16 protein-coding genes are annotated in these 19,182 nt (G+C 73.7%); 8 read left to right on the top strand and 8 right to left on the bottom strand.

Annotated features, from left to right (window positions below; genetic code table 11):
- Positions 1 to 8: 8 nt before the first annotated feature.
- The 7 genes from cydD to HTZ77_RS21810 all read left to right on the top strand — a co-directional run bounded on the left by cydD (position 9) and on the right by HTZ77_RS21810 (position 7,377).
- Positions 9 to 2,051 (top strand): thiol reductant ABC exporter subunit CydD, encoded by a 2,043-nt coding sequence (gene cydD, locus HTZ77_RS21835; RefSeq protein ID WP_328808692.1) that lies wholly within the window; start codon positions 9 to 11, stop codon positions 2,049 to 2,051.
- Positions 2,048 to 3,730: a thiol reductant ABC exporter subunit CydC gene (cydC, locus tag HTZ77_RS21830; protein WP_328808691.1), complete on the top strand. Its 1,683-nt coding sequence runs from the start codon at positions 2,048 to 2,050 to the stop codon at positions 3,728 to 3,730. Before cydD ends, cydC begins: the two co-directional genes overlap by 4 nt.
- A 40-nt stretch (positions 3,731 to 3,770) precedes the next feature.
- A complete protein-coding gene (locus HTZ77_RS21825; RefSeq protein ID WP_175591502.1) occupies positions 3,771 to 4,736 on the top strand; it encodes a D-2-hydroxyacid dehydrogenase family protein in 966 nt (321 codons plus the stop codon).
- An 83-nt stretch (positions 4,737 to 4,819) separates the two neighbouring features.
- Complete coding sequence (locus HTZ77_RS46455; protein ID WP_235994957.1) at positions 4,820 to 5,443, top strand: hypothetical protein; 624 nt, start codon at positions 4,820 to 4,822, stop codon at positions 5,441 to 5,443.
- Complete coding sequence (locus HTZ77_RS21820; RefSeq protein ID WP_253780478.1) at positions 5,440 to 5,766, top strand: transcriptional regulator; 327 nt, start codon at positions 5,440 to 5,442, stop codon at positions 5,764 to 5,766. The genes HTZ77_RS46455 and HTZ77_RS21820 overlap by 4 nt, the downstream gene beginning before the upstream one ends.
- Positions 5,763 to 6,644 carry an ABC transporter ATP-binding protein gene (locus tag HTZ77_RS21815; RefSeq protein WP_175591500.1) on the top strand — a complete coding sequence of 294 codons (882 nt, stop codon included), beginning with the start codon at positions 5,763 to 5,765 and terminating at the stop codon, positions 6,642 to 6,644. The genes HTZ77_RS21820 and HTZ77_RS21815 overlap by 4 nt, the downstream gene beginning before the upstream one ends.
- Positions 6,637 to 7,377 carry an ABC transporter permease gene (locus HTZ77_RS21810; protein ID WP_175591499.1) on the top strand — a complete coding sequence of 247 codons (741 nt, stop codon included), beginning with the start codon at positions 6,637 to 6,639 and terminating at the stop codon, positions 7,375 to 7,377. The genes HTZ77_RS21815 and HTZ77_RS21810 overlap by 8 nt, the downstream gene beginning before the upstream one ends.
- 86 nt (positions 7,378 to 7,463) lie before the next feature.
- Here HTZ77_RS21810 and HTZ77_RS21805 read toward each other — a convergent pair whose 3' ends face one another.
- From HTZ77_RS21805 to HTZ77_RS21775, 7 genes are all read right to left on the bottom strand, one after another.
- The gene (locus HTZ77_RS21805) at positions 7,464 to 8,714 is read right to left on the bottom strand and encodes a S1C family serine protease (RefSeq protein WP_175591498.1); all 1,251 of its coding nucleotides are present in this window, start codon (positions 8,712 to 8,714) and stop codon (positions 7,464 to 7,466) included.
- 156 nt (positions 8,715 to 8,870) lie between these two features.
- On the bottom strand, positions 8,871 to 10,421 hold the full coding sequence (locus tag HTZ77_RS21800) for an AMP-binding protein (RefSeq protein WP_175591497.1): 1,551 nt from the start codon (positions 10,419 to 10,421) through the stop codon (positions 8,871 to 8,873).
- A 114-nt stretch (positions 10,422 to 10,535) separates the two neighbouring features.
- Positions 10,536 to 11,363 carry a MetQ/NlpA family ABC transporter substrate-binding protein gene (locus HTZ77_RS21795; RefSeq protein WP_175591496.1) on the bottom strand — a complete coding sequence of 276 codons (828 nt, stop codon included), beginning with the start codon at positions 11,361 to 11,363 and terminating at the stop codon, positions 10,536 to 10,538.
- Between the two features lie 36 nt (positions 11,364 to 11,399).
- Positions 11,400 to 12,056 carry a methionine ABC transporter permease gene (locus tag HTZ77_RS21790; protein WP_175591495.1) on the bottom strand — a complete coding sequence of 219 codons (657 nt, stop codon included), beginning with the start codon at positions 12,054 to 12,056 and terminating at the stop codon, positions 11,400 to 11,402.
- Positions 12,053 to 13,003, bottom strand: a complete 951-nt coding sequence (locus tag HTZ77_RS21785) for a methionine ABC transporter ATP-binding protein (RefSeq protein WP_175591494.1) — start codon at positions 13,001 to 13,003, stop codon at positions 12,053 to 12,055. Before HTZ77_RS21785 ends, HTZ77_RS21790 begins: the two co-directional genes overlap by 4 nt.
- A gap of 410 nt (positions 13,004 to 13,413) precedes the next feature.
- Entirely contained in the window at positions 13,414 to 14,676 is a 1,263-nt protein-coding gene (locus tag HTZ77_RS21780) for an alpha-amylase family protein (RefSeq protein WP_175591493.1), read from the bottom strand.
- Positions 14,660 to 15,907: an FUSC family protein gene (locus tag HTZ77_RS21775; RefSeq protein WP_175591492.1), complete on the bottom strand. Its 1,248-nt coding sequence runs from the start codon at positions 15,905 to 15,907 to the stop codon at positions 14,660 to 14,662. Before HTZ77_RS21775 ends, HTZ77_RS21780 begins: the two co-directional genes overlap by 17 nt.
- 88 nt (positions 15,908 to 15,995) lie before the next feature.
- On the opposite strand from HTZ77_RS21775, the gene HTZ77_RS21770 reads away from it, so the two are divergent.
- The gene (locus tag HTZ77_RS21770) at positions 15,996 to 16,499 is read left to right on the top strand and encodes a MarR family winged helix-turn-helix transcriptional regulator (protein ID WP_175591491.1); all 504 of its coding nucleotides are present in this window, start codon (positions 15,996 to 15,998) and stop codon (positions 16,497 to 16,499) included.
- A gap of 304 nt (positions 16,500 to 16,803) precedes the next feature.
- Here the strand turns inward: HTZ77_RS21770 and lon are convergent, their stop codons facing one another.
- The gene (gene lon, locus HTZ77_RS21765; protein WP_175591490.1) at positions 16,804 to 19,176 is read right to left on the bottom strand and encodes an endopeptidase La; all 2,373 of its coding nucleotides are present in this window, start codon (positions 19,174 to 19,176) and stop codon (positions 16,804 to 16,806) included.
- Between the last annotated feature and the right edge of the window lie 6 nt (positions 19,177 to 19,182).

Genomic DNA, 19,182 nt, shown 5'->3' with positions numbered 1-19,182 from the left:
GAGGACACGTGCATCGAGATCTCCTCCGGCTCATGCGGGCCGAGCGGTCGGTACGCCGCCACCTGGCCGTCACCCTCGCGGCCGCGGTCGTCGCCGGGCTGCTCGTGCTGGTGCAGGCCGAACTGCTGGCCGGCGTGCTGTCGGGCAGGTTCGCCGCGACGGCGCTGACCGGCCTGGTCGCCGTGGTGGCGCTGCGGGCCCTGCTGGCCTGGACCCAGGGCGCCTTCGCCGGGCGCACCGCCACCGGCGTGAAGTCCGCCCTGCGCCGGCGGCTGCTGGAACGGCTCCAGGAGCTCGGCCCGGCCCGGCTGAGCGGCCACCGCTCGGGCGAACTCGTCACGCTCGCCGGCCGCGGCCTCGACCGGCTCGACGCCTACCTGACCGGCTACCTGCCCGCGGTGGCCGTCGCCGGGGTGGTGCCGCTGGCGGTGCTGGTCCGGCTGTTCGCCGCCGACCTGGCCAGCGCGGTGATCGTCCTGGTCACGCTGCCGCTGATCCCGGTCTTCGGCGCGCTGGTGGGCATGACGACCAAGGCGGTCACCGAGCGGCAGTTCCACGCGCTGTCCCGGCTCGGCGGGCACTTCCTCGACGTGGTGCGCGGCCTGCCGACGCTGCGCGCGTTCGGCCGGGCCCGCCACCAGGCGACGGTCATCCGGCAGGTCGCCGACGCCCACCGCGCGGCCACCATGCGGACGCTGCGGGTGGCGTTCCTGTCGTCGCTGGTGCTGGAGCTGTGCGCGTCGCTGTCGCTGGCGCTGGTGGCGGTGCCGATCGGGCTGCGGCTGCTGGGCGGGACGCTGGACCTGACGACGGCGCTGCTGGTGCTGCTGCTGGCGCCCGAGGCGTACCTGCCGCTGCGCGCGATGGGCACGCGCTTCCACGCCTCGATGGAGGGGGTCGCGGCGGCCGACGCCGCCTTCGCCGTCCTCGACCGGGCCACCACGCCGGAGCCCGCCGCGTCGCAGGCCACCGCGCCGGAGTCCGGCGCGCCGCGGGCCGCCGGGGCCGGAGGGGTCGCCGCGGCCGCCGGGCCGGGGCGCGGGGCGCCGCGGATCGAGCTGGAGAACGTCACCGTGCGCTACCCCGGACGGGACGACGCGGCCCTGTCCGGCGTGTCCCTGACCATCGAGCCGGGCGAACGGGTCGCGCTCGTCGGCGAGAGCGGCGGCGGCAAGAGCACGCTTCTCCACCTGCTCCTCCGCTTCGTCGAGCCGGCCGAGGGCCGCGTCCTCGTCGACGGCGCCGACCTGCGCGACCTCGACCCGCGCGCCTGGCGCGACCGGCTGGCGTTCGTGCCGCAGCGGCCCCACCTGTTCGCGACGTCCGTGGCCGGCAACATCCGGCTGGGCGCCCCCGAGGCCACCCTGGACGAGGTACGCCGGGCGGCCGCGGCGGCCCGTGCCGACGAGTTCGTCGAACGGCTCCCCGGCGGTTACGACACCCCGGTGGGCGAGCGCGGCGCCAACCTGTCGGCCGGCCAGCGGCAGCGGGTCGCGCTGGCCCGGGCCTTCTGCCGTCCGCACGCCCCGGTGCTGCTGCTGGACGAGCCGACCGCCCGGCTCGACGGGCGCAGCGAGGCCGCGGTGGTCGCGGCGACGGCCGAGCTGAGCGAGGGCCGCACGGCCGTCATCGTCGCGCACCGGCCCGCGATGATCGAGCTGGCGGACCGGGTCGTCCGCCTCCACGAGGGCCGCGTGATCTCCGACACCACCGCCCGCCCCCGGCTCCCCTCCCCCGCTCCCCCGCCCACGAACGCGCCCGCCTCTCACTCCCCCTCCTCCGCCACGCCGCCCGCGGACGCGCCCGCTTCACAGTCCCCCTCCTCCAGCGTGCCCTCCACGGACGCGCCCGCCCCCTCTCCCGGCACGCCCTCCACGCACACCCCCGCCCCCTCTCCCGGCACGCCCTCCTCAGACGCCCGACGTCCGGACGGGCCGTCTCCCGAAACGCGGACGGAAGACCGGGCGGCCGATGACGAACACCCGCAGACCGGGCCCGGCGGCGAGGAAGCCGTGCGGGCCGGTGGACAGGACCTCGGAGGTGACCGGTGAACCGGCGGATGGGACTCCGGCTGACCTGGGCCGTCCTGGCCGGGGCGGGCGCCGACCTGGCCGGGCTGGGCCTGATCGCCGCCGCCGCGTGGCTGATCACCCGGGCCGCCGAGCAGCCGCCGCTGGCCGCGCTGAGCGTGGCGATCGTGGCCACGCGGGCCTTCGCCACCGGCAAGGGCGTCCTGCGCTACGCCGAGCGCCTCACCGGCCACGACGTGGCCCTGCGCGCCCAGGCGGCCACCCGCGAGGAGCTGTACGAGGCGCTGATCCCGCCACGCCCGGCGCGGCACGGCGGCGCCGACCTGCTCAGCCGCATGGTGGACGACACCGAGGCGGTCCAGGACCTCCTCGTGCGCGCCCTGATCCCGGCCGCCGCCGCGGTGCTGACCGGTCTGGCCGCGGTCGTCGTCGGGCTGTTCGTGCTGCCCGTGACGGCGCTGGTGCTGGTCGGCGGGCTGGCCGTGTCCGGCGTGCTGCTGCCCGCGCTCACCGCCGCCGCGGCGCGCCACTGGTCGGCGCGGATCGCCCCGGCGCGGGCCGCGCTGGCGGGCTCGGTGGCGGACCTGGTGCACGGCTCGGCCGACCTGGCCGCGTACGGGGCGGAGGGCAGGGCGCTGACGGCGGCGCTGGCCGCGGACGACGACCTGGCGGCCCTCGAACGGCGCCAGGCCCGCGTCCACGCCCTCGCCCTGGCCGGCGGCACCCTCGTGCAGGGGCTGACCGTGGCGGCGATCGTACTGCTCGCCCAGGGCGCGGGCGCCGGTTCCGTGGCCACGGCCGTGCTGGCGCTGACCGCCCTGGTGTCGTTCGAGCCGGTGCTGCCGCTGGCGGCGGCGGGCGAGCGCATGGCGGGCATCACGGCCGCGCTGCGGCGTCTCAAGGAGGTCCGCACGGCCCCGGCCGCCGTCGCCGAGCCGCGCGACCCCGCGCCCGTGCCCGCCCCGCCGTACACGGTGGAGGTCGAGGACCTGGTCGTGCGGCACGCTGACGCCGCCCGGCCCGCGCTCGACGGCGTGTCGCTGACCCTGACGCCGGGCCGGCGGGTCGCGCTCGTCGGCCCCAGCGGCGCCGGCAAGAGCAGCCTGCTGTCGGCGCTGATGCGCCTGGTGGAGCCGGAGGCCGGCCGGGTGCTGGTCAACGGCGCCGACATCCGCGGCCTCGCCTCCGACGACGCGCGGACGCTCATGACGGGCCTGACCCAGGACCCGTACGTCTTCCAGACCACCCTGCGCGACAACCTCCGCCTGGCCGGCCCCGAGGCGGGCGAGGAGGAGCTGACGCGGGCCGTGCGCGAGGCGCGGCTGGAGCAGTGGGTCGAGCGGACCGGCTGGGACGCCCAGCTCGGCGAGGACGGCCGGACCGTGTCCGGCGGGCAGCTCCAGCGGCTGGCCCTGGCGCGGGCCCTGCTGCACGACCCGCCGGTGCTGCTGCTGGACGAGCCCGCCGAGGCACTGGACGAGGAGACGGCCGACCGGCTCATGGCCGACCTGCTCGACGCGACCCGGGGCCGTACCACGCTGCTCGTCACCCACCGGCTGCGCGGCCTGGAGGGCGTGGACGAGATCGTCGTGCTGGAGGAGGGCCGGGTGATCCAGCGCGGCACCCACGCCGAGCTGGTCGCCGAGCCCGGCTACTACCGTGACCTGTGGGAGTCCGAGGCCCTCACCCGCTCCCGCTGATCACCGACCGGAACGCCTCGACGAGAACCAGGATCCCCGCATGACCCTCCGCTGCGCTGTGCTGGACGACTACCAGGGCGTCGCCCTGACCGCCGCCGACTGGAGCCCTCTGGCCGGGAAGGTCGAGGTGCGCGCGCTGCGCGAGCATCTCGCGGACCGGGACGAGCTCGTCGCCGCCCTCGCCGACTGCGAGATCGTCGTGGCCATGCGGGAGCGCACCCCGTTCGACGCGGACCTCCTGCGCCGCCTGCCCCGGCTGCGGCTGCTGGTGACCACGGGCATGCGCAACGCGTCGATCGACCTCGCCGCGGCGGCCGCGGCCGGCGTGACGGTCTGCGGGACGGCCAGCAGCTCCACCCCGCCCGTCGAGCTGACCTGGGCTCTCATCCTGGGCCTGGCCCGGCGGCTGCCGGCCGAGAGCCGGGCCCTGCGCGAGGGCGGGCCGTGGCAGTCCACCGTCGGCCAGGACCTCCACGGCCGCACCCTCGGCCTGATCGGCCTCGGCAAGATCGGCGCTAGCGTGGCCCGCATCGCCACCGCCTTCGGCATGGACGTCCTCGCCTGGAGCCCGCACCTCACCCCCGAGCGGGCGGCCGAGGCCGGGGCCCGGCTCGCCGCCGGCAAGGAGGACCTGCTGCGCCGCAGCGACTTCGTGTCGCTCCACCTCGTCCTGTCCGAGCGCACCCGCGGCCTGCTGGGCGAGGCGGAACTGCGCGCGATGCGGCCGCACGCGTATCTCGTCAACACCTCCCGCGCGGGCCTCGTCGACCAGGCGGCGCTGCTGCGCGCGCTGCGCGAGGGCTGGATCGCGGGGGCCGGCCTCGACGTGTTCGAGACCGAGCCGCTGCCCGCCGGCGACCCCTTGCGCACCCTGCCCAACGTGCTCGCCACGCCTCACCTCGGCTACGTCACCGAGGGCAACTACCGCACCTACTACACGGAGGCGGTGGAGGACATCTCCGCCTTCGTGTCCGGCTCTCCCCTCCGGGAACTGACCGCCCGCTGACCCGCGCCTCCGGGGACGGGGGTTGAGTTGGCGGCGCCATCTGGTTTACGATTCAAACCAGTTTGGCGGTGAGAGAGGTTGAGATGACAGACGACCCCGAGGCCCCACCCACCCCGGAGGAGACCCTCCGGCTCATCGAGCGGCAGCAGGCGGCCACCGTCCGGCAGCTCAAGGGTGAGCCGCTGCTTCTCTACCTCCCGTGGGGCGTCGCCTGGCTGATCGGCTTCGGCGCGGTCTTCCTGCACTTCGGGCTGGACGGCCGGGGCCTGGCCCCGATCTCGCAGATGCAGGCGGTCGGCGTGCTCCAGGGCGCGCAGGTCCTGGCGGGCGCCTTCGCCGGGTTCGGCATCGCGCGGCGGAGCCGGCAGGTGCGCGGCGACGCCTCGGCGCGCGGCGCCATGACCGGCTACAGCTGGGCAGCCGGGATGGCCCTCATGATCGTCATCTGCGTCCGGCTCTCCATCGCCCTGCCGGAGGAGGAGGTGCAGATCCTCTGGACGGGCGCGTCGCTGCTCGTCGTCGGCCTGATGTACATGATGTCGGCGGCGGTCTGGCTGGAATGGCCGATGTTCTTCCTCGGCGCCTGGACCATCGCCGTCGACGCCACCGGCGTCATGCTCGGCGCGGGCTGGCAGGCCCTCCTGGTCGCGGTCCTCGTCGGCGGCGGGTTCATCGCGGCGAGCCTGTGGCTCAGGCGGCGCCCGTGACCGCCGACGCCACCCCGCCGCCCGAGCTGGACCCCGTCATCCACGCCCAGGCCCGGCTGCGCGTGGTGGCGGCGCTCAACACCCTCGGCGACCGCGACGAGATGGCGTTCCCGGCGCTGAAGGACCTGCTCGGCATGACCGCGGGCAACCTGTCCGTCCACCTCACCAAGCTGGAGGACGCCGGGTACGTCCGGATCACCAAGACCCACAAGGGCCGCACCCCCGTCACCTACGTCGGGCTCACGAAGCGCGGGCGGCTGGCCTTCGACGAGTACACCAGGGCCATCCGCGCCCTCCTCGACCATGCTGGAGGCTCATCATGACCGTCCTCGCCCGCGCGACCGAGGTGTCGCGCAGGTACGGCGACGTGCTCGCGCTCGACCGGGTGTCCCTCGACATCCGGGCCGGCGAGCTGGTCGGCCTGCTCGGCCCGAACGGGGCCGGCAAGTCCACGCTCATCAACCTGTTCGTCGGCCTGCGCAGGCCGACGTCCGGCACGGTGGAGCTGCTCGGCGGCTCCCCCCAGGACCCCCTGGTACGGCAGGGCATCGGCGTCACCCCGCAGGAGACGGGCCTGCCCGAGGCGCTGCGGGTCGGCGAGATCGTCGACTTCGTCTCCGCCCACTACCCGCACCGGGCGGACAAGGGCGAGCTGCTCGAACGGTTCGGGCTCCAGGACCTGGTCAAGCGGCAGATCGGCGGCCTGTCGGGCGGGCAGCGGCGGCGGCTGGCCGTGGCGCTCGCCTTCGCCGGCGAGCCTCGCGTGGTCTTCCTCGACGAGCCCACCACCGGCCTCGACGTGGAGGCCCGGCGCGCGTTATGGGACGGCGTCCGGAGCTTCCACGAGCAGGGCGGCACGATCGTGCTGACCAGCCACTACCTGGAGGAGATCGAGGCGCTGGCGCGACGCGTCATCGTCGTCGGCCACGGACGGGTGCTGGCCGACGACACCGTGACCGCCATCCGCGACGTGGTCGGCACGCGCCGCGTCTCGCTGACCGCGGCCGAGCTGCCCGAGCTGCCCGGCGTCCTCGGCAGCGAGCGCGAGGACGGCCGCGTCCACCTGCTCACCGCCGACCCCGACCGGCTGGTGGTGGAGCTGGTGCGCAGCGGCACGCCGTTCTCGGGGCTGGAGATCCGGCCCACCTCGCTGGAGGAGGCGTTCCTCGCCATCACCTCGAAGGAGACCGCCGATGTCTAGTCTCGTCCTCGCCCACACCCGCTACCAGCTCCTGGAGCAGATCCGGGTGCCGCTCGGGCTGGTGGCCAGCGCGTTCTTCCCGGCGGCGTCGATGCTGGCGTTCGTCGTGCCGTTCGGGGGCGACGACCCGGTCGGCGCGACCCGGGCGACCGGTTCGATGATGATGATCGGCGCGATGTCGGCGGCGGTGATGGGCCTGAGCATCTCGGTCGCGCAGGACCGCGAGCAGCCGTGGAACCCCTACCTGCGCACGCTGCCCGCCGGGCCGTTCCCCCGCTTCGCCGGTCGCATCCTGACCACCATGGCGGTCATGCTCGCGGCGACCGTGCCGGTGCTGGTCATCGCGGCGCTGCTGACGAAGGCCAGCGTCACGGCGCCGAGGCTGGCGCTCGGGCTGGCGGCGCTGCTCGCGGGAGCGCTGCCGTTCATGCTGATCGGGCTGTTCCTGGGGTTCCTGCTGCCGTCGAAGGCGGCCATCGGCGTGTCGCAGGTGGTGTTCTTCCCGATCGCGATCGTGGGCGGGCTGTTCATGCCGCCGCAGTTCATGCCGGAGTTCCTGCAGGCGCTCTCCCCGTACGTGCCCAGCCGCGGCGCGGCGGAGCTGGTGTGGAGCGCGGCCACCGGCTCGACCCCGAACATCACCGGGATCGTCATGCTCGTGGTGTGGACGGTCGCGGCGGCGCTGGCCGCCGCCTGGGCCTACCGGCGCGACGAGGGCCGCCGGTTCTCCTGACGGCCCCCGCGCCGGAAACCTGAACGGGGGTGTGCCGCCGAGTCCGCAGCGATCTCGACGGCACACCCGTCCGTGAGGGGGTCCTGTTATTTCTTCTCTTCGAGAGTGACGGTGACGTTACTCGTCTTGCCATCCCTCATATATGTGATCTGAACCTGTTGGCCCACTTTGAAACCTCTGACCTGCCCAAGTACCGTATCTCCACCGTCCACCGGCTTGCCGGCGATCTTGGTGATGAGGTCGCCCTCCTGGAGCCCCGCCTTGGCCGCCGGGCTTCCCTCGATCACCTGGCGGACCAGGGCACCCGAGACGTCGCCGGTGGCGTCGGTGACGCTGACGCCGAGGTAGGCGTGGCTGGCCTTGCCACTCTTGATGAGCTGGTCGGCCACCTGCTTGGCGGTGTTGATCGGGATGGCGAAGCCCACCCCGATGTTGCCGCTGCTGCCGCCGTTGGTGGCGATGGCGCTGTTGATGCCCACGACCTGGCCCGCCGCGTCGACGAGCGCACCGCCGGAGTTGCCGGGGTTGATCGCCGCGTCGGTCTGGATGGCGCCGCCGATCGTGGTCACCTCGCCCGACTGGCCGCCCGGCTGCTGGCCCCAGCCGGGCGGGACCTGCTGTTGCTGCTGCTCGCCGCCGACGCTGAGCGTGCGGTCGAGGGCGCTGACGATGCCGGCCGTGACCGACCCCTGCAGGCCGAGCGGGCTGCCGATGGCGAGGACGGGCGCGCCGACCCTGAGCTGATCGCTGTCGCCGAGCCGGGCGGGGGTCAGCCCCGACACGCCCTCGGCCCTGATGACCGCGAGGTCGGTGGCCGGGTCGGTGCCGACGACCGACGCCTTGGCGCTCTTGCCGTCGCTGAACTTGACCGACATCTGGCCGCCCTGCCCGGCCCCCACGACCACGTGGTTGTTGGTGAGGATGAGGCCGTCGGCGGTCAGCACCACGCCCGACCCCTCACCGGTGCTGCCCTCGATCATGACGACGGACGGCTGCAGCTTCGCGGCGACGTCCGAGACGGTCAGGGTGCTGGACGCCTGCTTGAACGAGGCGGGCGCCGGAGCGGCCACGGCGACCGTGTCCGGCTGCATCGCGGTGGCGACGGCGGCCCCCGCCGCACCGCCGCCGATGGCCATGGCGGCCAGGGCGAGCCCGGCGATGGCCTTCTGACGAGTGGAGAGGCCCGGCTTGACGGCGGGCGCGGGCGGTGGAGGCGGAGGTACGGGCTGCCCCATGACCATGGTGTCCCGACGGGGGAAGGCCCCGGCGGAGGGCGGCGTGTCACCGAACTGGCTCCAGCCGCCGTTTCCCTGCTCGCGAGGCTCGTTCGCGTTCATTGTCATCTCCTCAAGTCCCGATGACCCAAGAGTGCCAAGTCACGCGTAAGTGCACGTTAAGGCGATGATCGGAGGTGTCTGCGACGTCTCACGCAGGCCTTATCACCGCTGGTGGGGGCTCGGTCACGCACGCGGGGAAGCCGGAAAAATCTTCCCTCACTTTGCCGTCGTGGCGCCGGTGGACGGCCAGTACTCGTCCCTGAGCAGCCGCTTGTAGAGCTTGCCCGTGGCGTGGCGCGGCAGCTCCGCGCGGAAGTCGACCGAGCGCGGGCACTTGTAGGGGGCCAGCCGCGAGCGGCAGTACGCGATCAGCTCCGCCTCCAGCTCCGGCCCCGCCAGGTCCATGGACACCGGCTGCACCACGGCCTTGACCTGCTCGCCCATCTCCTCGTCCGGCACGCCGAAGACCGCGACGTCGGCGACCTCGGGATGGACGGACAGGACGTTCTCCGCCTCCTGCGGGTAGATGTTCACCCCGCCAGAGATGATCATGTAGGAGAGCCGGTCGGTGAGGTAGAGGAAGCCGTCGGCGTCGAGGTGGCCGATGTCGCCGAGCGTGGTCCAGCCGCGCCCCCGCGGGTCCTGGACGGAGCGGGTCTTGCCGGGGTCGCCGTGGTACTCGAAGCGGACGCCGCTCTCGAAGTAGATCACGCCCGTCTCCCCCGGCGGCAGCTCCCGGCCCTGCTCGTCGCAGACGTGGACGGGGCCGAGCAGGGAGCGGCCGACCGTGCCCGGGTGCGCCAGCCAGTCCTGGGGCGAGGCGTACAGGAAGCCGTTGCCCTCGGTGCCCGCGTAGTACTCGTGGATGATCGGGCCCCACCACTCCATCATCCGCTCCTTGACCGGGACCGGGCAGGGCGCGGCGGCGTGGACGGCGCAGGCCAGCGACGACAGGTCGTACGCCGCACGGGCCTCGGCGGGCAGCTTGAGCAGCCGGCTGAACATGGCGGGCACGAGCTGCGTGTGGGTGACCGCGTGCTTCTCGACCAGCCGCAGGTACTCCTCGGGGTCGAAGCGCTCCATGACCACGACCGTCGCGCCGAGCCGCTGGAAGGTCATGCAGTAGCGCAGCGGGGCGGCGTGGTAGAGCGGCGCGGGCGACAGGTAGACGCTGTCGCCGGACGGCGCGAACAGGCCGGCCACGAGCTTGTAGAGCATGGTCGGCTCGGTGAGCGGGGCGCGCGGCAAGGGCGGTTTGACCCCTTTGGGGCGGCCGGTGGTGCCCGAGGAGTACAGCATGTCGGCGCCCTGCCGCTCGTCGGGGATCGGCGTGACCGGCATGCCGGCGACCGCCCGCTCGTACGACTCGAACCCCTCCGCCGTGCCGTCCAGCATGAGGCGGCGCTCGACGCGCGGCGTGGCGCCGGTGATCGAGGTGGCGACCTCGGCGAGGTCCGCGCCGGCGATGAAGACCCGGGCGCCGCAGTTGTCCACGATGTACGCCAGCTCGCCGGCGAGCAGCCGGGAGCTGATCGCCGTGTAGTACAGGCCGGAGCGGTGGGCGGCCCAGGCGATGGCCAGGAAGAGGGGGTGGTTGCCGAGCATGAAGGCGACGTGGTCGCCCGGGCGCAGCCCGGCGGAGCGGAAGAGGTGGGCCAGCCGGTTGGACTCCTCGTCCAGCCGCCGATAGGTGACGATCTCCCCGGAGCCCGCCATCACGACAGCGGGTTTGTCCGGGTGCGTTGCCGCGATCACTCCCGGGTACATGGACCGAACACTATTCGGTCGCCGGCCGCCGCGCCAGCACTCGCGATCATGGCTCCGGACACGACGGAGCCGCGGCCTCGCGTCGAGACCGTGGCTCCGTCCGGCCCGAGCCGGTCACTGCGCGGGGATGACCGAGCCCTGGTACTTCTGCTTGATGAACTCCTTGACCTTCGGGTCCTGCAGGAGCTTGCCGAGGGTGACGATCCCGGCGTCCTTCTCGTGCCCGGCCTGCACGACCAGGCCGTTGACGTACGGGTTGCCCTCGCTCTTCTCCAGGGCCAGCGCCTGGGAGGCGGGCTTGAGGCCGGCCTCGATGGCGTAGTTGCCGTTGATGACCGCGGCGTCCACGTCGTCGAGCGAGCGCGGGAGCTGCGCGGCCTCCAGCGGCTTGAAGGCCAGGTTCTTCGGGTTGCCCGTCACGTCGCGCTCGGTCGCGGTGGTGCCGGCGCCCTGCTTGAGGGTGATGACGCCGTTGTCGGCGAGCAGCTTCAGCGCGCGGCCGAGGTTGGTGGCGTCGTTCGGCACGGCGACGCTCGCGCCGGAGGGCAGCGCCTGCAGGCTGGTGACCTTCTTGGAGTACAGGCCCAGCGGCTCCAGGTGGACGGGGGTGACGAAGCTCAGCTTCGTACCCTTGGAGGCGTTGAAGTCGTCCAGGTACGGCTTGTGCTGGAAGAAGTTGGCCGCCAGCTTGCCCTCACTGAGCTGCACGTTCGGCTGCACGTAGTCGGTGAACTCGACCACTTCCAGCTTCAGCCCGGCGGCGGGCGCCAGGTTGTCCTTGACGTAGTTGAGGATCTCGCCGTGCGGCACCGGGGAGGCGCCCACCTTGATCACGGTGTCGGCGGACTCGGCGCCCGCGTTCGTCGTCGCGGTCTGCGACGAACCGCACGCGGCGAGCAACACCGAAAGGGCAGCGACACCCACAATGTTCCGCAATTTCATGATTTTTCCTTACTTATTCAGGGTGGTGAGGGTAAGTCAGCGGTGGGACAGGCGGCGGGCCACGGCGTCGCCCAGGCTCTGCACGACCTGCACGATGACGACGAGCACCACGACCGTGACGATCATGAGCAGGGTCTCGAAGCGCTGGTAGCCGTACCGGACGGCCAGGTCGCCGAGTCCTCCCCCGCCGATCGTCCCGGCCATGGCCGAGTAGCCGATGAGCGCGACGACCGTGACGGTCAGTCCCGCCACCAGGCCGGGGAACGCCTCGGGCAGCAGCACCTTGCGGACGATCGTCGTCCGGCTCGCGCCCATGGCCTGGGCGGCCTGGACCACGTCGGAGCCGACCTCGCGCAGGGCGGTCTCGACGAGCCGGGCGAAGAACGGGACCGCGCCCACGGTGAGCGGCACGACCACGGCCGCGGTGCCGATCGTGGTGCCGACCACGAGCCGGGTGAACGGGATGATCGCGATCATCAGCACGATGAACGGCAGCGACCTGCCGACGTTCACCAGCATGCCGAGCACCGACCGCAGCGCGGGCAGCGGCCGCAGCCCGCCGCGGTCGAAGACCACGAGCGCCACGCCCAGCGGCAGCCCGAACAGCAGCGTGAACAGCGTGGACCAGCCGACCATCTGCGCGGTCTGCCCGGCGGCCTCCCACAGCAGCGGGGTCATCTCGTCCCAGGTCATGGGGTCACCTCCACGAGCAGTCCGCGCTCGCGCAGGAAGGCGAGCGCCGGGGCGGTGTCACCGGCGATCGACACGCGCAGCCGGCCGACCGAGCCTCCGGCCAGCTCCTCGATCGAGCCGCCCAGGATGCTGATCTCGACGTCGAACTTGCGCACCGCCTCCGACACGACCGGGCGCTGCGGGTCGCCGGTGAAGGTGAGCGTGACCGAGCCGGACGGCGCGGGCTCGGGCAGCGGGAAGATCTCGCGGGTCAGGCGGGAGCCCGGCGTGCGGATGAGGTCGGCGATGGCGCCCGACTCCTCGATCCGGCCGCCGGACATGATGGCGACGGAGTCGCACACGCTCTTGACGACGTTCATCTCGTGCGTGATGAGCAGGATCGTCAGGCCCAGCTCGGCGTTGAGCCGCTTGAGCAGGTCGAGGATCGAGCGGGTGGTCGCCGGGTCGAGCGCCGAGGTGGCCTCGTCCGACAGCAGCACCGACGGGTTGCCGGCCAGGGCGCGGGCGATGCCGACGCGCTGCTTCTGGCCGCCGGAGAGCTGGTGCGGGTGGTCGCCGCCGCGGCCGGACAGGCCGACGAGGTCGAGCAGCTCGGCGACGCGCCGGGCCCGCTCGGCCCGCGGCACGCCCATGACCTCCAGCGGGAACGCCACGTTGCCGGCGACGGTGCGCGAGGACAGCAGCGCGAAGTGCTGGTGGATCATGCCGATGCGCTGGCGCGCCCGGTTCAGCTCACGGGACGGCAGCGCGGTCAGGTCCTGGCCGGCGACCGTCACGGTGCCGGCGGTCGGCCGTTCGAGCAGGTTGACGCAGCGCAGCAGCGTGCTCTTGCCGGCGCCGCTCTGGCCGAGCACGCCGTAGATCTCGCCTTCGCGCACCCGCAGGTCGACACCGTCGAGGGCGACGGTGTCTCCGTACAGTTTGCGCAGGCCGGAAACCTGGATCACGAGAAAACCCCACACTGGCAGCGGCGCACGCCGCCGGGAACGAACGTCAGGAGAGAGAGCGCGGACTCGGGGCGCGGCTCAGCGGGTGCCGGGGTGGAAGGGCAGGTGGCTCAGCCTGCGCAGCACGTAGCTCGGTGCGATCATCGGGGAACCTTCGTGGTGGGCGGACGGGTCTTCGCGCCTCTTCGCGCTCGCGGGCGGCTTCGGCCCGCGGCGGGGCGGCTCGGTCGGCGGGTTCGCTCGGCCGGGCGCTCGGTCAGCGCATTCGCCGGGCGTGCATTCGCCGGGTACGCATGCGACAACAGCGCCCGCCGATGGGGGCGCCTCGGTAGTTGGCGTATGCCTCGTCCACGATGGGTGCTAACGCGCCGCTTGCTTTCCTATATTCCCTACACTTTTGGTGATCTATATCACGCCGGTCGTTCGGCGAGGATCCGCCAGGCGTGCGGGCCGACGACGGCGGGGTCGTGGGCGCCGCGGTCCGGGGCCAGCGGCGTCAGCCGGGAGACGTCGACCGGGAAGCGGTAGGCCCGGTCGTCGAGGTTGAGCAGGGTGACCAGCGCCTGAGCGCCGGCGCGCGACCGGAGCACGGCGGCCCGGTTCGTCAGGTGCTCGACGTCCGTGCGGGCCCGCACCAGCCACGGGTGGCGGCGGCGCAGGCCGACGAGGTTCTGATGGAGGCGGTAGACCGGCAGTCCGTACGGGGCCAGACCGGCCGGGGTGTCCGGGAAGGCCGGGCGGATCGCGTCGTCGCCGCCCGCGCGCTCCTCCTTCAGCCCCTCGAACGCCTGCTCGTCGCCGGAGTACAGGCTCGGGACCCCGCCCACGGTGAGCAGGATCGCCAGGGCGTGCCCGAGGTGGCGCCGGTCGTCGAGCCGGGTCGCGAGCCGGGTGACGTCGTGGTTGCCGGCGAAGGTGAGCGGGGTGAAGGTGGCGAGCAGGTCGTTGTGCCGGTCGAGGGCCCAGGCCAGCTCGAACAGGTTGCGGTCGTTGATGGAGCTCCAGATCGCCTTCCACAGCTCGTACTGGGTGACGGAGTCGAGCCCGGACTCCTTGACGTACCCGGCGTAGTCGCCGTGGATGACCTCGCCGGCGAACCACGCCTCGGGATGCCGCTCGCGGACGCCCGGCAGCACCTCGCGCCAGAACGCCGGAGGGACGGCGTAGGCGGCATCGAGCCGCCAGCCGGCCGCGCCGCGGGCGAGCCAGTGGTCGAGGACGGCGGCGACGTGGTCGCGCACCGCCGGCTGATCGTGGTCGAGGGCGACCAGGCGCTCGTGGCCCTCGAACGTGTCGTAGCCGTCCGGCCCCTTCCTGAACCAGGACGGGCCGCCGGCGAAGGACCTGCCGACGTGGTTGAAGACGCCGTCGAGCACGATCCGCAGCCCGCGCCGGCGCGTCTCGGCGACCAGTTCGTCGAAGTCGGCGTCGTCGCCCAGGCGCGGATCGACGCGGAAGTGGTCGACGGTGTCGTAGCCGTGGGTCTCGGAGGCGAAGATCGGGCCGAGGAGGAGGCCGGAGCAGCCCAGCTCGACGGCGTAGTCCAGCCACGGCAGCAGGCGCCGCAGCCGGTGCTGAGTCGGCTCTTCGGGCGGCGGGGCGGCGGCGGGGGCCCCGGTGAAGCCGAGGGGGTAGACCTGCCAGAGGATCGCGTGGTCACTCCACGTCGGCACGGGTGCTCCTCACTTTGTCCGGCCGGCTCGCGGCCTGGTCTGTGCGGTCGTCTTGCTGGTGGGCTTGCTTTCGGCGGCGTACTGCCCAGGGGAGATACCCGAAACCCAGGGCGAGCGCGCACCCGATGGCGGTGTCGGCGATCCGGAGGCCCGCCAGGCCGGCAGGGGCGCCCCCGGTGAGCAGCAGGACGAGGGGGGTCATCACGGCGGCGTACAGGGCCGGGCGACGATCCTTGAACGCCGGGCGCAGCGCGGCCAGCCCGGCCACCAGGAGCGTGAACGGCCACGCGGTCAGCGCCCACAGCGGCAGGGCGGCCGCCGCGAGGGCGCCCGCGGCGGTGCCGGCGGCCCGCTCGACGGCCCGCCGGGCGGCGCCGGTCAGCTGCCGCCGCACCACGATCACCACGGTGACCGAGATCCAGGACGCGGTCGGGTGCGGCCAGAGCAGGGCGATGACCTGGGCCGCGCCGAGACAGGCGGTCAGGCGCACGGCGTAGCGGCGACTGGTGGCGCTGAGCGCTCCCAGGCGGACGCGCCTCGCGAACGCCACGCTCCTCCGGCGCGGCGCTTCGCCCGTCACGTGTGCCGAGTCTTGACGCGGCACGTCGCCCGTCCGCGGGGGCGAGGCGCGGCGCAGCGCGTCGCGCGCCGTCACGCGTGCCGAACTTTGGCGCAGCGCGGCGCTCGCCCTCGGAGGCGAGGCGCGGCGCGGTGCGGCGTTTGTCTTACGCGCCTGGGGGCGGTGCGGCGCGTCGCCCGTTCCGCGCGCCAGGGTCAGGGCCGGCGGGAGGGCGAGCAGGACTCCCCATGCCACGCCCGCGGCGACGACGGCGGAGACCGCGAGCGGGTGGCCGTTCCGGGCGGGGCCGGTCGTGATGACCATGAACGTGACGAAGCGAGTGGTGAGCTCGGCCATGGGCCGCCCGGCCCCGCCGGCGAGGGCGGCCACGGCCGCCAGCAGGACGAGCGCGACCGCTCCGCCCCATCCGTGCCCGGTCACGGCGGCGCCCGCGAACCCGGCGGCGGCGACGGCGCCCACGATGCTCGCGGCTCCCCGCAGGACCGCCCCGGCGGATGCGGAGCCGGGGGAAGCGCCTTCGCGCGGCCCGGCGGGCGAAGACAGGCCGGTGGCGGCCAGCGCACCGACGGCGGCGAGCGCGCCCAGCGCCGGTCGCCCTGCGGCGACGCCCAGCGCGACCGGCCCGCCCACCCCGAGCGCGCCGACAGCCATCCGCAACCATATCATACGCAGAGCGTACCAATACACTCCCAGATTGCCGCAAACGGCGGGAACATTGATAAGTGATAGCGTAGTAACCATGGAAGAGGGAGAGGTGCACGCGACGGCCGCCTCGCTGCGGCGGGCCGCCGTCGCGCTCGCGAGGCGGCTGCGGGACGAGCGCACCGCCGAGGCGCCGGGAAGGCTGGCGCTGTCGTTGCTGGGACACCTGCGCAGGCACGGCGCGATGACGGCGGGCGAGCTGGCGGCGGCCGAGCACCTGCAGCCGCAGTCGATCACGCGGGCGCTGGCGTCCCTGGAGGAGGGCGGCCTGGTCCGCCGCTCCCGCGACGCCGGTGACCGCAGGCGCCATCTCATCGTCCTGACCGACCTGGGCGCCGCGGCGCTCGCCGACCAGGTGCGGGGCGGCGACGCCCGGCTCGCGGAGGCCATGTCCCGGGCGCTGACGCCGGAGGAGTGCCGTGTCCTCGGAGTGGCGGCCGACCTGATCGAACGCCTCCTCGCCGACCACCCGGACGCCCCACCGCTCCCGCGAGCCCGAGGGGCCGTGAGACCGATCGGCCACGAGCCCGAGGGGCCGTGAGACCGAGCAGCCGCGAGTCCGAACGGCCGCGAGTCCGAACGGCCGTGAGTCCGAACGGCCGTGAGTTTGAGGGCCCGTACGTCCGGGACCAGACAGCCCGTGAGGCCGTGGGCGCCCCTCACGGTGAGGCGCCCGATCTGCAAGCCCCCTCACCATGCCCGGTTCGCCTCCTCTCCTGCCGCCGGAGCGCCCGGTCAGCCTGGCTCACGGGAGGCGCCCCGGAGACGTCGGCCGGGCGGACATGGCGACGCCCGCCGTCCCGTGCGGGATCGGCGGGCGTCGGGCCCGGCCGCGGGAGCCGAGGTCAGGCGGCGGCCGTGGCGGCGACCTTGGCCGGGGTGAGGGCGATGTCCAGCACCTCGCGCACGTCGCTGACCGCGTGGATGGTCAGCTCCTCGCGCACCTCCTTGGGCACGTCGTCCAGGTCGGGCTCGTTGCGGGCCGGGATGAGCACCGTGGTGATGCCCGCCCGGTGCGCCGCGAGCAGCTTCTGCTTGACGCCGCCGATCGGCAGGACCCGCCCGGTGAGCGAGATCTCGCCGGTCATGGCCACGTCACTGCGGACCTGGCGGCCCGACAGCAGCGAGGCCAGCGCCGTCGTGAGCGTGACACCCGCCGAGGGGCCGTCCTTCGGCACCGCGCCCGCCGGGAAGTGGACGTGGACCGAGCGGTCCTTCAGCGCGGTCACCGGCAGCTCCAGCTCCGCGCCGTGCGAACGGAGGTAGGACAGGGCGATCCTGGCCGACTCCTTCATCACGTCGCCGAGCTGGCCGGTCAGCGTGAGGCCGGTCTCGCCGGTCTCGGGGTCGGCCAGCGACGCCTCCACGTACAGGACGTCGCCGCCGGCGCCCGTGACGGCCAGGCCCGTCGCCACGCCCGGCACCGAGGTGCGCTGCGTGGACTCGGGCAGCGACGACTCCGGCACGAACCGCGGCCGGCCGAGGTAGCCGACCAGGTCGTCGGCGCCGACGGTGACCGGCAACTCGTCCTTGGCGGCCACCTTGCGCAGGACCCGGGCGACCGACCGCTCCAGCGAGCGGACCCCGGCCTCGCGGGTGTACTCGGCGGCGAGCCTGCGCAGCGCCGCCTCCTCGACCGCGACCTCCTCGGCCGTCAGCCCGGCCAGCTCCAGCTGCTTGGGCAGCAGGTGGTCGCGGGCGATGGCGACCTTCTCGTCCTCGGTGTAGCCGTCGAGGGTGACGACCTCCATGCGGTCGAGCAGCGGCCCGGGGATGGCCTCCAGGACGTTGGCCGTGGCGAGGAACAGCACGTCGCTCAGGTCGAGCTCGACCTCCAGGTAGTGGTCGCGGAACGTGTGGTTCTGCGCCGGGTCGAGCACCTCGAGCAGGGCGGCCGTCGGGTCGCCGCGGTAGTCGGCGCCGACCTTGTCCACCTCGTCGAGCAGGACGACCGGGTTCATGGAGCCGGCCTCGCGGACGGCGCGGACGATGCGGCCGGGCAACGCGCCGACGTACGTGCGCCGGTGGCCGCGGATCTCCGCCTCGTCGCGGACGCCGCCGAGGGCGACGCGGACGAACTTGCGGCCCATCGCGCGGGCCACGGACTCGCCGAGCGAGGTCTTGCCCACGCCGGGAGGGCCGGCCAGGGCGAGGACGGCGCCGCTGCGGCGGCCGCCGACGACTCCCAGGCCCTTGTCCTGGCGGCGCTTGCGCACGGCCAGGTGCTCGATGATGCGGTCCTTGACGTCGTCGAGGCCGGTGTGGTCGGCGTCGAGCACGGCCCGCGCGCCGGTGATGTCGTAGTTGTCCTCGGTCCGCTCGTTCCAGGGGATGTCGAGGACGGTGTCGAGCCAGGTGCGGATCCAGCCGGTCTCGGGGGACTGGTCGGACGTCCGCTCCAGCTTGTCGACCTCCTTCAGCGCGGCCTCGCGCACCTTCTCCGGCAGGTCGGCGGCCTCGACGCGGGCCCGGTAGTCCTCCTCCTCGCTCTCGGAGGTGTCGCCGTTGAGCTCCTTGAGCTCCTTGCGGACGGCGGCGAGCTGCTGGCGCAGCAGGAACTCCCGCTGCTGCTTCTCCATGCCCTCCTGGACGTCCTTGCGGATCGTCTCGGCGACGTCGAGCTCGGCGAGGTGCTCACGGGACCACTCGACCAGCCTGGCCAGCCGGTCGGCGGGGTCGGCCGCCTCCAGCAGCTCGACCTTCTGGGCCGTGGTCAGCCAAGGGGTGTAGCCGGAGCTGTCGGCGAGCACCGACGGGTCGTCGATCTGGTTGACCTGGTCGACCACCTGCCAGGCGCCGCGCTTCTGCAGGATCGTGGTCGCCAGGGCCTTGTACTCCTTGGCCAGCTCCTGGGCGCGCTCACTGACGGGGACGGGGTCGACCGTGATGGCCTCCACCCACAGAGCGGCGCCGGGGCCGGTCGTGCCCGTGCCGACGCGCACCCGGTTCACGCCGCGCACCACGGCGGCGGGCTCGCCACCGGGCAGCCTGCCGACCTGCTCCACGACGGCCTCGACACCGACGGCGCCGTACCGGCCGTCGATGCGGGGAACGAGGAGGACTCGCGGCTTGTTGCGTCCGGATGCGCGGCTCGACGACTCGGCCGCGTCGATCGCGGCGCGCACTTCGGAGTCGGACAGGTCCAGCGGGACCACCATGCCCGGCAGGACCACCTCGTCGTCCAGCGGCAGGACCGGCAGGGTCAAGCTTTCACTCATGCGAAC

The organism is Nonomuraea montanisoli (assembly GCF_013363975.1).
GTDB classification, from domain to species: Bacteria; Actinomycetota; Actinomycetes; order Streptosporangiales; family Streptosporangiaceae; genus Nonomuraea; species Nonomuraea montanisoli.
This window is presented reverse-complemented; position numbering and strand designations above follow the sequence as displayed.